Origin of the sequence: Nitrincola alkalisediminis, from assembly GCF_009821115.1 — a bacterium.
In the GTDB taxonomy this organism is placed as follows: domain Bacteria; phylum Pseudomonadota; class Gammaproteobacteria; order Pseudomonadales; family Balneatricaceae; genus Nitrincola; species Nitrincola alkalisediminis.
Genome location: NZ_VYTY01000018.1, coordinates 14,225 through 27,533, shown reverse-complemented (window position 1 = coordinate 27,533; position 13,309 = coordinate 14,225). Strand labels below are relative to the sequence as shown.

Sequence of the window (13,309 nt, the reverse complement as noted above, 5' to 3'; positions counted from 1 at the left end):
ATTTCTTGTCTGGATGATTTATGAGTAACATCACACTGCATACACTGACGAGCCTCAAAGAAGCGGGCAAAAAATTTACAGTTCTGACTGCATATGATGCGACCTTTGCTCATTTAATGAGTACTGCTGGTATCGAAATGATTCTGGTCGGTGACTCGTTAGGGATGGTTCTACAAGGTAACAGCAGCACGCTACCCGTCACGCTTGAAGAAATGGCCTACCATACTCGCTGCGTTGCCCAAGGCAATCAGGGCGCGATGATTATGGCGGATCTTCCTTTTATGACCTATGCCACGACTGAACAGTGCATGTCTAGCGCAGCTCAGCTCATGCAAGCAGGTGCTCATCTGGTCAAAATCGAAGGGGGGGCATGGCTCGCAGAGAGCATCGAAATGCTTGCTACTCGTGGAATCCCTGTCTGTGCTCACTTAGGCTTAACCCCTCAAGCGGTGAACAAACTAGGTGGCTACAAAGTTCAAGGGAAAGATAAATCCTCGGCACTTGAAATGATTGAGGATGCTCGACGCTTAGAGGAAGCTGGCGCTAGCCTTCTATTGCTTGAGTGCGTTCCATCACTCTTGGCTGAAGAAATCACCCGCAATGCAAGCATCCCTGTTATCGGCATTGGTGCAGGCCCTGCGACTGACGCTCAAGTACTTGTTTTACATGACATGTTAGGCATCACACCTGGACGTAGACCTAAATTTACTAAAAACTTCATGGAAGGGTGCAGTAGCATTGAAGGCGCTATTTTGCGCTACATCGATGAGGTCAAGAATGGCACCTTTCCGAGCGAAGCACAGAGTTTCTAAGCCATGCAAACTATTATAACAATCGACGAGCTACGCTCTGTTTTAACGCCCTTACGTCGTCAAGGTCTGCGCATTGCACTGGTGCCCACGATGGGTAACCTTCATGCGGGTCATATACGTTTAGTTGAGGAAGCCGTCAAAAAAGCAGACATAGTTGTCGCCAGTATTTTTGTAAACCCTCTGCAATTTGGTGCAAATGAGGATTTAGATAAATACCCGCGTACACTCGATGCAGACAAACTCAAACTTGAGTCAGCAGGTTGTTCGTTTTTATTCACCCCTTCCGATCAGGAAATTTATCCCGAAGGCCGCAACACACAAACACTTGTCGAAGTCCCTGGACTCTCCGAACTCTATTGTGGACATAGCCGACCCGGGCATTTTGTCGGGGTTGCAACCGTTGTTTGTAAATTGTTTAACATTGTACAACCAGACATTGCTTTTTTTGGCAAAAAAGACTTTCAGCAGTTACGCGTTATCCGAAAAATGGTTGCGGATTTATGCATCCCAATTGAAATCGTGGGCATTCCAATTGTCCGTGCAGACTCCGGTTTAGCATTAAGTTCTCGTAATGGATATCTATCTGCCGAAGAATTAACCGCCGCCAGTCAAATGCATCAAGTTTTATTGGCATGTTCTGATAAGATACATCAAGGCGAGCGCTCATATAGAGAGTTGGAAGACTCTGCCCTCACCCTTCTCGAAAAGGCAGGATTCAAGCGCGACTATCTTCGAATAGTCCGACAGGAAGATTTACTTGCTGCGCAGGCCGATGATACTAAACTGGTTATTTTGGCTGCCGCGTACATGGGGCATACCCGCTTGATCGATAACGTCGAGATTGATCTTTAAAAAGCCCACTTAAAATATCTTTCGGATCTATTTCTAATCAGCATCCACCTTGACAGAACGGCTGTATTTCGCGCAGACTCAAAGGGTCTGCCGAGATACCCACATAGCGGTTAGACATCATAGTTTATCGCTGCGAAATGCTCGGCGTTTGATTTACTTTCTTAACATCATACGCGAGCATGAATCGGTGTAGGATATTTTTACCAATTCATGAGGAATACCCATGCGCGAAGTTGTAATTGTTGCTGCTGGCCGAACGGCTGTAGGCGCATTCAATGGTTCTCTTGCTTCCTTGCCTGCTGCCACACTCGGCGCCACGGTAATTAAAGGATTACTCGACAAGCATGCGATTAACCCTGCGGAAGTAGATGAAGTCATTTTTGGTCAGGTGTTAACCGCTGGCTGTGGGCAAAACCCAGCTCGTCAGGCACTTATTCATGCCGGCATTCCACAAGAAGTTCCTGCAATTACCATCAATAAAGTCTGCGGCTCTGGCCTAAAAGCCATTCAAATGGCGGTTCAAGCAATTCGTTGCGGCGATGCCGAAATGATCATCGCTGGCGGTCAAGAAAGCATGTCCCAATCTCCACATATACTGCCTAACTCTCGTAATGGTGCCCGCATGGGGGATTGGAAGATGGTCGACTCCATGATCCAAGACGGTTTATGGGACGCCTTTAACAACTATCACATGGGCATTACGACAGAAAACATCGTTGAGAAGTACGGGTTTACGCGTGAAGAACAAGATGCATTTGCACTCGCATCCCAAAATAAAGCAGAAGCGGCAGTAACGGCTGGACGTTTCAAAGACGAGATCATTCCAGTGCTGATTCCTCAACGCAAAGGTGATCCCGTTGTGTTTGACACAGATGAACAACCCCGCTTTGGTTGCACAATTGATATGCTGGAAAAGTTACGCCCTGCCTTTAAGAAAGATGGCACGGTCACCGCGGGTAACAGTTCCACAATCAATGATGGCGCAGCCGCTGTTATCGTGTGCTCGGCTGAAAAAGCACAAGCCTTAGGCTTAACGCCAATTGCACGCATTGCTGCATACGCCTCTTCCGGCGTTGACCCTGCTATCATGGGTACTGGCCCTATCTGTGCAACCCAAAAAGCACTTGAAAAAGCAGGCTGGACAGTCGATGACTTAGACCTAGTTGAAGCTAATGAAGCCTTTGCTGCGCAAGCCATGTCTGTAAACAAAGACTTAGGCTGGGATACAAGCAAAGTCAATGTCAACGGCGGCGCCATTGCTTTAGGGCATCCAATCGGTGCATCAGGATGCCGTATTTTCGTTTCATTACTGCACGAAATGGCACGTAGAGATGCGAAAAAAGGCCTTGCTACGCTTTGTATTGGTGGCGGCATGGGAACAGCGCTTGCAGTAGAGCGCGACTAACAGCCTCTCTGGTCAGCCATCGAAAACGTGATGGCTGACCGACACCAAGCATAAAACCTCTTTAGTCGATTACAACGATCGCGCCTTTTCCAACACCCTCAAATGCACGAACCTCCACCTCATACTCTGAATACTCATCCTTTATCTGTTCAGCCAGATGTTGCGCTATTTGCTCTACGGTTGTCTCAGTTGTCAAGTCATAGCAATAGCGAGCCGGTAACTCCAACTGAAAAGCCCCTTGAGGTGCTACATACTCATATCGATTGACGCCTTCAATGGACTCTACTCGGTGCGCCAACGTGCCAATATAAATATCCGCAAACTGCTGAGACCAATAAAGCTCAATGTCTTGTCGACGCTTACCATCGAGCTTAACCTCCATACGAGAACGGTGACCATGCGCAATACGCTGACAATTTCCTTTATGCTGCTGCAGTCCATGGCTATAGTGATAAAAAGCCCCTTCTATTTTTTCTGCAACGAAGTGGATTTCAACATTTTCAACTTGTTCAGGAAACAAGGCCAACAACTGTTCTTGAGCCCAACCTGCCACCGTTTTTTGTGTAATGTCTGCAACAGGCAGCAGTGCAATCGCTTGATGTGGAGCCTTACAAAAGAAACGCTCCCCGTCTGGGTACAACCATTCAACTTCTGTGTCCAGCTCATCTTGAGACACCTTCAGTGACGCCATATCACGTGCGACCACTAACATATGGTCAATATGGCTATCCAGCCAAGCCTTAATACGCTTTTTTACCGTACCAAAATCACATATCATGCCTTGATCATCGAGCTTACCTTTTAAGATGAGCTGTGCTTCCCAAGACTCTCCCACCAAACCACGCTGGGGGTGAATGTATGAAAAGTCAACATGGGTTAGGTTATCAACAAAGAGTTTCACAGCCACCTCAATCTATCGGTTAAGAACTGCTATTTTAGCCTAAACGGTCATGACTTTCATGGGACAAACTTTAGGGATATTGGCTGTATTCTAAGATAAGGTATACTCTCTTTTTTCGAAAAATTAGCAGGCCTTATGCGTTTAGACAAATATTTAGCTCAAGCCACCGGACAATCTCGCAAAGATGTTAAACGACTGATTCATGCGTGGTTGGTATCTGTTAATGGTGAACCTGAGCGCGACTCGGGGCGGCATATTTTAGAGACCGATGAAGTCGAGGTGGAGGGTACATTACTCTCTCAGCCTCGCCCGCTCTATATCATGCTACATAAGCCTGCCGATTATGTCTGCGCGACGGACGATCCAACCCACCCAACTGTACTTACGCTTATTGACTCTCCAAGAGCAAATGCACTGCACATTGCTGGACGTTTAGACATAGATGCTACAGGTTTAGTGCTGCTCACCGACGACGGAAAATGGTCGCATCAGGTTACCTCTCCGAAACACAAAACAGATAAGCTCTACCATGTTAGCCTTGCCGATCCGCTGGATGCAAAGGCTGAAGTGCACTTTGAAAAAGGCCTTCTCCTCAAGGGGGAAAAACAGCGCACAAAGCCTGCTCACCTTGAACGCATTGATGCAACTCACTGCTGGGTGACCCTCACAGAAGGGCGTTACCATCAAGTCAAGCGTATGTTTGCAGCGTTAGGAAACCGTGTGACGGCACTACACCGCCAACGAATTGGCCGCATCGAGCTGGATGAAACCCTTTTGCCCGGTGAGTATCGAGAGCTTACACCGGAGGAAGTTCGTGACGTTAACCTAGAGAGAACTGAGACAGACAATGCAGCGCGTTGATTTTGCATTTCAACAGGTGATGCAATACCTGAACACTCAATCGCAGGGGCGCACACTATGGCTCGCCGACGAAAATACGCCTTCCAATGTGCCCCTTAGCCCCCCAAACGTCGACGTCGTCTGTAATCGATACGACCTATTTCTCAGTTTGCAACGCGCTGGCTGGTCTTGCACATTTGGTGACTTTACACTGTATACACATTCGGATGCTTCATTTGATCGCATCGTCTATCGCATTTCAAAAGAGAAGCCTCTAGTTCACCATCTCATCAATCATGCCTTTCGCTTGCTAAAGAAAAATGGGTGTTTGATTCTAATTGGTGACAAGTCAGAAGGCATCAAAACATTCAGCCGTAAAACGGCCAGTCTTTTCCAAACGCCCTTAGTCGAACGTAAAGTGAATGGCAGTGTGTGGGTGTCTGAGCATATCAAAAGCCATCAGACATCAGATACCGACTGGCTTGACGATCAAAACTACGCAGAACTGCGCGCTCAATCCTTCGACAATGGTAAAACCTACTATACCAAGCCCGGCATCTTTGGCTGGCAAAAAATCGACAAAGGCAGCGCCTTCCTCATCGATCAATTGCCTGATATGGTAGGTGATATCTCATTAATACAGGGTTCAGTACTCGATTTGGGCTGTGGTTTTGGATATCTAAGCATTGAGCTGGCCCACTACCCAATTCAATTAACCAGTACAGATAATAATGCCGCCGCATTGCTGGCATGCAGTGAAAACCTGATCGCTCTGGGCAATAAAGGACAGGTTGTGCCTTCCGATGCCGGCGCTCAACTGCCAAGCAACGCTTTTGATCTTGTGGTCTGCAATCCGCCCTTCCATTCAGGCTTTTCAACATCATCTGAATTAACGCAACGTTTTTTAAACCAAACGGCGCGCTTGTTAAAACCCAACGGGATTGCATGTTTTGTTGTGAACCAACACATCGCTTTAGAAAAACTCGCCGTGTCGTATTTTAGAGATGTTAAACTCTTTGCTGACAACGGCCACTTTAAACTTTTAACCCTGCAAGCCCCAAAAAAACAGAAGGATTCAATATGACCCTTGAATATTTGCGTCAGGCATTATTCTTTTTCAAATCACATTTAGTGGCATTAGCTGCGATTCAACTCCCGTTTCTACTTATTCTAGCGCTTCTAAAATTCAGTATGACGGGGCAAATCAGTGATGAAATGGAGGCACTCCCATCCAGCTTTGTCTTCATCGGTCTGTTAGAACTGGCGCTTTTACCTCTGTACTGGGGGGCAACCATTTTTTACATGAAATCGGTTCTTGATGGCAACCCTCTACCCACCTTACAGGCCATTAGTCTTGGAATTAGTAGCTGGGGGCGCTTACTGATCACCTACCTTCTGAATGGGTTGGCGGTGATGGCGGGGTTGATCATGCTCATCATTCCCGGCGTATTTATCGGCGTGCGACTTTCGTTTGCAGACTATATCTGCGTGCTAGAGGGCAAAGGGGCAAGTACATCCCTTAAGCAAAGCTGGGGGCAGTCTAAAGAGTTTTTCTGGATATTGCTGCAAGGCTATTTATTTATTTTTGTCTCCCTCTTTCTACTGCAAATGCTAATAGAAAAAGCCGTTGGCTCATCAGGCATTAGTATCCTGCTATCACTTGTGATTGATTTTTGTTCAATTCTCATCACTATTTTTGGCTTTAGACTCTACACACTATCTCAAGACAATTCGTAAAACAGCGTTTTTTTCATAAAAAAACCTCACTCCAAGGAGTGAGGTTTTTTATTTAGACGCGAGAGGCTACTGAATTAACCAGCGACAGACTCATCTTCAAGCGTATCTTTCATAGAAAGCTTGATACGTCCGCGAACATCGACATCCAACACTTTGACTTTAACAACATCACCCATGTTGATGTAATCCGTTACGGCCTTCACACGCTCGTTAGCAATCTGAGAGATATGAACTAAGCCATCTTTTCCAGGGAGAATGTTCACAAACGCACCGAATTCTTCAATACGAACAACGGTACCTTCATAGATTTTGCCAACTTCAGCTTCCGCCGTGATTGCCAATACACGCTCAAGAGCGGCTTTTGCAGCAGGACGGCTAGCCGCATAAATACGAACTGTACCATCGTCTTCAATATCAATCGCCGCACCGGTCTCTTCAGTTAAAGCACGGATAGTCGCACCGCCTTTACCGATCAAGTCACGGATTTTTTCTGGATTTACTTTAATCTGAGTCATGGCAGGCGCATTCTCTGGTAACTCAGGACGGCTATAACCAATGACCTTCGCCATCTCACGCAGAATATGCTTACGAGCGTCTAAAGCCTGCTCCAGCGCAATCTCCATGATTTGCTCAGTGATACCTGTGATTTTGATATCCATCTGCAGAGCCGTGATACCGTTATCAGTACCTGCAACTTTAAAGTCCATGTCACCTAAGTGATCTTCATCACCGAGGATATCGGTCAACACTGCAAAGCGCTCACCCTCTTTTACTAAGCCCATGGCGATACCCGCAACAGGCGCTTTCAACGGAACACCCGCATCCATCAATGCAAGTGATGCACCGCAAACAGATGCCATTGAGCTGGAACCATTGGATTCAGTGATTTCAGATACAACACGGATGGCATACGGGAAATCATCATTCGACGGCAATACCGCTTGAATACCACGACGCGCCAAACGCCCATGTCCAATTTCACGACGACCAGGACCTGCCATACGGCCAGCCTCACCTACGGAGTAGGATGGGAAGTTATACTGCAGCATGAAACCGTCTTTACGCTCACCTTCGATCGCATCGATGATCTGCATGTCACGGTTTGTACCCAGGGTACAGGTCACGATTGCCTGAGTTTCGCCACGTGTAAACAAAGATGAACCATGAACGCTTTTGAGCGTGTCAATTTCAACACTGATTGGACGAACCGTTTTGGTATCACGTCCATCAATACGAGGTTGACCTTCTAAGATACGATCACGTACGGTCTCTTTCTCAACAGAAGAGAAGACTTTCTTGACCGCATCAGCCGATGGCGCTGTTTCTGCATCCGTAGCCAAAGTCGCAACGACTTCATCACGCAAAGCACGTACTGTATCTTGGCGCAGCACTTTATCTGCTACTTGGTACGCATCATTCAAGCGCGCGCCCAAAAGATCTTTGACCTGCTGAGTCAAGCTCAAGTCTTTCTCAACGGGTGTCCAATCCCAAGTGGGTTTAGCCGCAATAGCTGCTAACTCGTTGATCGCATTGATCACCACTTGGAACTCTTGGTGCGCAAACAATACGCCACCCAGCATTTCGTCTTCCGTTAATTCTTTTGCCTCTGATTCAACCATTAAGATTGCATCAGAGGTTCCCGCTACAACCATGTCAAGTTCAGAATCCGCTAACTCTGCATAGGTTGGATTTAAGATATAACCGCGCTCTTCTGTGAAACCAACGCGAGCGGCACCAATTGGACCTTCGAATGGAATACCAGAGATCGCTAGAGCAGCAGAGGTACCAATCATGGCCGCAATATCCGAGTCCGTACCAACATCAGCGGACATCACCTGGCAGACAACTTGAACTTCATTCATGAAGCCTTTAGGGAATAAAGGACGAATTGGACGGTCGATCAAACGTGAAGTGAGGGTTTCTTTTTCCGTAGGACGTGCTTCGCGCTTAAAGAAGCCACCTGGAATACGGCCGACGGCGTAGTAACGCTCTTGATAATGAACAGACAGCGGGAAAAAATCCTGTCCTGGCTTAGCCTCTTTTACACCGACAACGGTACAAAGAACCTGAATTTTTTCATCAATAGTGACCATCACAGCGCCAGTTGCTTGACGTGCAACCTTGCCCGTTTCTAACGTAACGCTTTGCTGACCAAACTGGAATGTTTTCGTAATCGCTTGCACGATAAATTCTCCTTAACAAAACTGAGATCAGTGCTGAGCGATTCAATCATACCCTTCTTTTGACCAGTACTCAGATAAAGACTGTCCAGTCATTATCTGAGTACAGGCCGGATGATTCATATACATTCAGGACTGACCATAAAAATAGGGCCATACACTGTATGGCCCCGAGGTAACACGGTATCTTAGCGACGCAGACCTAAACGGCCAATCAGCTTAAGGTAACGGTCAACATCTTTTCTCTTCAAATAGTCCAACAACTTACGACGTTGGTTTACCATACGAATCAAACCACGACGTGAGTGGTGGTCTTGCTTGTTGGTTTTGAAGTGACCTTGCAGACCTTCAATATTTGCAGTTAACAAAGCGACTTGTACTTCAGGAGAACCTGTATCACCTTCTGCACGCGCATAACTTGCAACGATTTCTGCTTTCTTTTCAACGCTTAACGCCATTTGAATCTCCTTAACAATATGCTCACAACCCAAGGGTTGCTGGTTAATAGACGCGCAGAACCAGGCATATTTCCAGAACTGCGTCAAAGCTGTGACGGCCGCGGCAATCACAGCATATTTTATAGGTCATCACTGCGGATGAGGCGTTTGCCTTTTAAAAGTCCCGTTTCGTCTGTTTCACCCAAGCCTAAAAAACGGCCTGTGGGCCTATCAAACAACCGAAACTCTGAAGACACAGCTACATCAAGACGAACTCGACGACCATACAGAATCTCTTCTGTTTGATCAGCACTTAGGGTGAGTTCAGGGATGTCAGCAATCGCACTCCAAGCCGGTAATAATAACGTATCCAAAGCATTTTGTATGTAACTTTGCTCTGGATTTTCGGACATTTGCTCATCAATATAAGCTTGCAATTCAGCTTGAGTACGCATCATATCAACGGTGAAATGCCCAGTCGATAAGCGATGCAAAGCTTTGACATGAGCTCCACAGCCTAACAACTGTCCTAAATCTTCAACAATACTGCGTATATAGGTTCCTTTAGAGCAACTTACTTCAAGATCAAGCTCATCCTCTCTCAGATCCAGCAAGCGTATGCTATGAATGGTCACCCTACGCGATTTAACTTCAACTTCAATGCCCTGACGAGCCAGTTTATATAGGGGCTGACCGTTCAATTTTAAGGCCGAATACATAGACGGGACTTGCTCTATCTCACCGGTAAAATGCTCAACAAGTAAGGCCTCAACAATGCCTGCTGTTAAGTTATCTGGCACTGGACGAGTTTCAATCACCTCACCCTCGGCATCACTGGTCGTTGTTCGAGCACCTAATTTAGCGGTCGTAACATAGGATTTATCAGAGTCGAGCAGGTACTGAGAAAACTTAGTCGCTTCACCCAAGCAGATAGGCAACATACCTGTTGCTAAAGGATCAAGCGCACCGGTATGCCCCGCTTTTTCAGCCCCATAAAGATGCTTGATCTGCTGCAGCGCTTTATTAGAGCTCATGCCCGCCGACTTATTTAATAAAAAAATGCCGTCAATACGACGGCCTTTTGGTTTACGAGCCAAAGCTTACTCCTCGGGCTTGTCTGAATCCGTGTCAGGCACCACCCGTTTTTGCTCTTGCTGATAGGCTTGCTCTATCAAACTGTGCAAACGACGGCCTCGGTCAACACTGGCGTCAAAGTGAAACCGCAATTGCGGCATCACTCTTAGTTTAATGCCTTTCGATAATTCTTTGCGCAAAAAACCAGCGGCATGATTTAGAACCGCAAGAGATTGCTCTAAAGCAAGCTCCTGCGTCTGATCACCTAACGGCATAACGGTTATATAAACATCAGAATAACCAAGGTCTTTACTGACTTTGACATAACTGATCGTCACCATGCCTAAGCGTGGGTCTTTAATTTCGCGCTGAATCAGCATCGCCAGATCCCGCTGGATCTGGTCGGACACTCGATCGGTACGTTTAAATTCGCGAGCCATAGTTCTCCGTTATAAAGTACGTTTCACTTCGATGGTATCAAAGACTTCGATCTGGTCACCCACACGAACATCATTGTAGTTCTTAACGCCGATACCACACTCCATGCCATTTCTGACTTCGGAAACAACATCTTTAAAGCGACGTAAAGACTCTAATTCACCTTCATAAATAACAATGTTGTCACGTAGAACCCGGATGCGCTTGTTACGGTACACCGTTCCTTCGATAACCATACAGCCAGCAATCTGACCCAGCTTCGGCGAACGGAATACATCACGCACTTCAGCAATACCTACGATATCTTCACGATATTCAGGTGAGAGCAGACCGGCCATTGCTTGTTTCACATCGTTAATGATGTCATAAATAACACTGTAATAACGAAGTTCAAGCTCTTCACGTTCAACAATCGCTTTGGCTTGGTTATCCGCACGGACGTTAAAACCAATTAAAATTGCTGATGAAGCTAACGCCAGGTTCGCATCGGTTTCACCAAAACCACCAATACCACTGGACACGATATTAACTTTCACTTCGTCTGTCGACAGATCTTCTAAAGACTGTGTTAAGGCCTCCAAAGAACCTCTAACATCGGCTTTAAGAACAATATTCAGTGACTTAACATCACCTGCTTGCATATTTGCAAACAAGTTCTCCAACTTCGCTTTTTGTTGACGAGCCAGTTTAACTTCACGGAATTTGCCCTGACGGAACAACGCCACTTCACGCGCCTTCTTCTCAGAAGACACAACGGCAAACTCATCACCAGCATCTGGCGTTCCATCCAAGCCGAGAATTTCGACGGGGATAGCAGGCCCTGCTGTGTCTACTGAGCGACCATTCTCATCCAACATGGCACGCACACGGCCGTAATAGAGGCCCGCCAAAACGATATCACCCTTGCGAAGGGTACCGTTTTGTACCAATAAGGTGGAAACAGATCCACGACCTTTATCTAAACGAGACTCAACGACAACCCCGGTAGCAGGAATGGTAGGTATGGCTTTTAGTTCCAATACTTCCGCCTGAAGAAGGACTGCATCTAACAGCGCATCAATACCTTCACCGGTTTTTGCCGAAACATGCACAAACTGCACATCACCGCCCCATTCTTCTGAAATAACATCACGCTGAGCCAATTCACTGCGCACGCGGTCTAAATCCGCATCTGGCTTATCAATCTTATTCACCGCAACAACAATCGGCACATTGCCCGCTTTCGCGTGCTGAATGGCCTCTTCTGTTTGTGGCATTACACCATCATCAGCCGCAACGACTAAGATTACGATGTCCGTAAGCTTGGCACCACGCGCACGCATCGCAGTAAACGCAGCATGTCCAGGTGTATCCAAGAAGGTCACCATGCCATTCTCAGTTTCAACATGATACGCACCTATGTGCTGAGTAATACCACCTGATTCACCTGCGGCGACTTTAGCTTTACGTATATAGTCAAGCAAAGAGGTCTTACCGTGGTCGACGTGACCCATCACTGTCACAACCGGTGCACGGTGCATTTCTTCGCCTTCGTGAGCCTGCATGCTTTCAAGCAACGCATCCTCAACTGCATTTTCTTGCATCGCCGTTGCTTTGTGACCCATTTCTTCAACAACTAAAATAGCTGTATCTTGGTCAAGAATTTGGTTAATGGTGGCCATAGCCCCCATTTTGAACATAACTTTGATAACTTCTGCCGCCTTAACAGACATTTTCTTTGCCAACTCGGCAACTGTAATGCTTTCTGGCAAGGTCACTTCATGTACGACAGGACCTGTCGGTTTTTCAAAGCCATGCTGGTTCTGAACTCGTCCACGTGCATTTGCACGTTTTGGACTTTTACCTGGACGACGAGTACCTCTAGGCATCTCCTCCTCGCCAACCGAAGGCGCTCTTGCCGCAATGGGCTTACCACGCCTAGGGATTTCATCCGCATCTTTATTGCGGCCTCGTTCCTTGTTACCACGCGCATCTTTCGTTTTAGAAGGTGCTTTTTTCTCTTTATCAGATGATGCATCATCAGCCGCACGCTGCTTTTTAACAGGAACTGCATCATCTGTATTAGAAGCCACTTCGTTGCGAGCTGATTCCACTCCTGCGGATTTTTCTTCGGACACGGGCTCAACTACGTCTGACATTACTGGCTCAACAGACTCAGTGATGGCAACTTGCTCTTCTATTACAGGGGCAACAGTATTGGAAACAGCAGCGTTAACGGCGATCTCTGTCACTGCAGCTTCAATGGGCAATTCGACTTCAGGAGCCGTTGGCTGGGCATCTTGAGCCGCTTGATTTTCAAGCTCATCGCGCTTCACATATGTGCGTTTTTTACGCACTTCGACATTGACCGTTTTACGCTTTCCTGACGCACCTGAAACTTTCAGCTGCGATGTTGTTTTACGCTTAAGTGTAATTTTGATCGGCTCATTTCCGGTTGATTGCTCACCATGAGACTTTTTCAAAAAGTTTAACAGTGACTGGCGCTCAGCATCAGTCACATTAGATGTTTCATTCTTACCTTTGATACCGGCATCTTGCATCTGCTTGAGCAATCGCTCAACGGATACACCAACCACATCGGCAAGTTGTTTAACGGTTACTTCTGCCATAAATGGGTTCCTCTTCTCCGTTGA

At 46.7% G+C, this 13,309-nt stretch carries 12 protein-coding genes; 6 read left to right on the top strand and 6 right to left on the bottom strand.

Going from position 1 to position 13,309, the window contains the following annotated elements:
* Window positions 1–20 precede the first annotated feature (20 nt).
* The 3 genes from panB to F5971_RS17900 all read left to right on the top strand — a co-directional run bounded on the left by panB (window position 21) and on the right by F5971_RS17900 (window position 3,069).
* Window positions 21–812: a 3-methyl-2-oxobutanoate hydroxymethyltransferase gene (gene panB / locus F5971_RS17910; RefSeq protein WP_193496474.1), complete on the top strand. Its 792-nt coding sequence runs from the start codon at window positions 21–23 to the stop codon at window positions 810–812.
* Window positions 813–815: 3 nt separating this feature from the next.
* Window positions 816–1,664, top strand: a complete 849-nt coding sequence (gene panC / locus F5971_RS17905; protein ID WP_036514267.1) for a pantoate--beta-alanine ligase — start codon at window positions 816–818, stop codon at window positions 1,662–1,664.
* A 223-nt stretch (window positions 1,665–1,887) separates the two neighbouring features.
* A complete protein-coding gene (locus F5971_RS17900) occupies window positions 1,888–3,069 on the top strand; it encodes an acetyl-CoA C-acetyltransferase (RefSeq protein WP_036514266.1) in 1,182 nt (393 codons plus the stop codon).
* A gap of 61 nt (window positions 3,070–3,130) precedes the next feature.
* Here F5971_RS17900 and F5971_RS17895 read toward each other — a convergent pair whose 3' ends face one another.
* The gene (locus F5971_RS17895) at window positions 3,131–3,970 is read right to left on the bottom strand and encodes a 6-carboxytetrahydropterin synthase (RefSeq protein ID WP_193496472.1); all 840 of its coding nucleotides are present in this window, start codon (window positions 3,968–3,970) and stop codon (window positions 3,131–3,133) included.
* Window positions 3,971–4,105: 135 nt separating this feature from the next.
* On the opposite strand from F5971_RS17895, the gene rsuA reads away from it, so the two are divergent.
* From rsuA to F5971_RS17880, 3 genes are read left to right on the top strand one after another with little or no spacing between them, the layout of a single operon-like run.
* On the top strand, window positions 4,106–4,831 hold the full coding sequence (rsuA, locus tag F5971_RS17890; RefSeq protein WP_036514261.1) for a 16S rRNA pseudouridine(516) synthase RsuA: 726 nt from the start codon (window positions 4,106–4,108) through the stop codon (window positions 4,829–4,831).
* On the top strand, window positions 4,818–5,894 hold the full coding sequence (locus F5971_RS17885; RefSeq protein ID WP_193496470.1) for a class I SAM-dependent methyltransferase: 1,077 nt from the start codon (window positions 4,818–4,820) through the stop codon (window positions 5,892–5,894). Before rsuA ends, F5971_RS17885 begins: the two co-directional genes overlap by 14 nt.
* The gene (locus F5971_RS17880) at window positions 5,891–6,547 is read left to right on the top strand and encodes a YciC family protein (protein WP_193496467.1); all 657 of its coding nucleotides are present in this window, start codon (window positions 5,891–5,893) and stop codon (window positions 6,545–6,547) included. The genes F5971_RS17885 and F5971_RS17880 overlap by 4 nt, the downstream gene beginning before the upstream one ends.
* A 74-nt stretch (window positions 6,548–6,621) precedes the next feature.
* Here F5971_RS17880 and pnp read toward each other — a convergent pair whose 3' ends face one another.
* The 5 genes from pnp to infB all read right to left on the bottom strand — a co-directional run bounded on the left by pnp (window position 6,622) and on the right by infB (window position 13,285).
* Complete coding sequence (gene pnp / locus F5971_RS17875) at window positions 6,622–8,730, bottom strand: polyribonucleotide nucleotidyltransferase (protein WP_193496465.1); 2,109 nt, start codon at window positions 8,728–8,730, stop codon at window positions 6,622–6,624.
* Between the two features lie 185 nt (window positions 8,731–8,915).
* The gene (gene rpsO / locus F5971_RS17870) at window positions 8,916–9,185 is read right to left on the bottom strand and encodes a 30S ribosomal protein S15 (protein ID WP_036514252.1); all 270 of its coding nucleotides are present in this window, start codon (window positions 9,183–9,185) and stop codon (window positions 8,916–8,918) included.
* A gap of 119 nt (window positions 9,186–9,304) precedes the next feature.
* Window positions 9,305–10,261 (bottom strand): tRNA pseudouridine(55) synthase TruB, encoded by a 957-nt coding sequence (gene truB / locus F5971_RS17865; RefSeq protein WP_036514250.1) that lies wholly within the window; start codon window positions 10,259–10,261, stop codon window positions 9,305–9,307.
* Window positions 10,262–10,264: 3 nt separating this feature from the next.
* Window positions 10,265–10,678: a 30S ribosome-binding factor RbfA gene (gene rbfA / locus F5971_RS17860; RefSeq protein WP_193496463.1), complete on the bottom strand. Its 414-nt coding sequence runs from the start codon at window positions 10,676–10,678 to the stop codon at window positions 10,265–10,267.
* 9 nt (window positions 10,679–10,687) lie between these two features.
* A complete protein-coding gene (gene infB / locus F5971_RS17855) occupies window positions 10,688–13,285 on the bottom strand; it encodes a translation initiation factor IF-2 (RefSeq protein ID WP_036514247.1) in 2,598 nt (865 codons plus the stop codon).
* Window positions 13,286–13,309 lie beyond the last annotated feature (24 nt).

Excerpts from the sequence above, each read along its gene's own strand:
- panB (WP_193496474.1), top strand. The coding sequence starts at position 21 with ATGAGTAACATCACACTGCATACACTGACGAGCCTCAAAGAAGCGGGC.
- panC (WP_036514267.1), top strand. The coding sequence starts at position 816 with ATGCAAACTATTATAACAATCGACGAGCTACGCTCTGTTTTAACGCCC.
- F5971_RS17900 (WP_036514266.1), top strand. The coding sequence starts at position 1,888 with ATGCGCGAAGTTGTAATTGTTGCTGCTGGCCGAACGGCTGTAGGCGCA.
- rsuA (WP_036514261.1), top strand. The coding sequence starts at position 4,106 with ATGCGTTTAGACAAATATTTAGCTCAAGCCACCGGACAATCTCGCAAA.
- F5971_RS17885 (WP_193496470.1), top strand. The coding sequence starts at position 4,818 with ATGCAGCGCGTTGATTTTGCATTTCAACAGGTGATGCAATACCTGAAC.
- F5971_RS17880 (WP_193496467.1), top strand. The coding sequence starts at position 5,891 with ATGACCCTTGAATATTTGCGTCAGGCATTATTCTTTTTCAAATCACAT.
- rpsO (WP_036514252.1), bottom strand. The coding sequence starts at position 9,185 with ATGGCGTTAAGCGTTGAAAAGAAAGCAGAAATCGTTGCAAGTTATGCG.
- rbfA (WP_193496463.1), bottom strand. The coding sequence starts at position 10,678 with ATGGCTCGCGAATTTAAACGTACCGATCGAGTGTCCGACCAGATCCAG.
- infB (WP_036514247.1), bottom strand. The coding sequence starts at position 13,285 with ATGGCAGAAGTAACCGTTAAACAACTTGCCGATGTGGTTGGTGTATCC.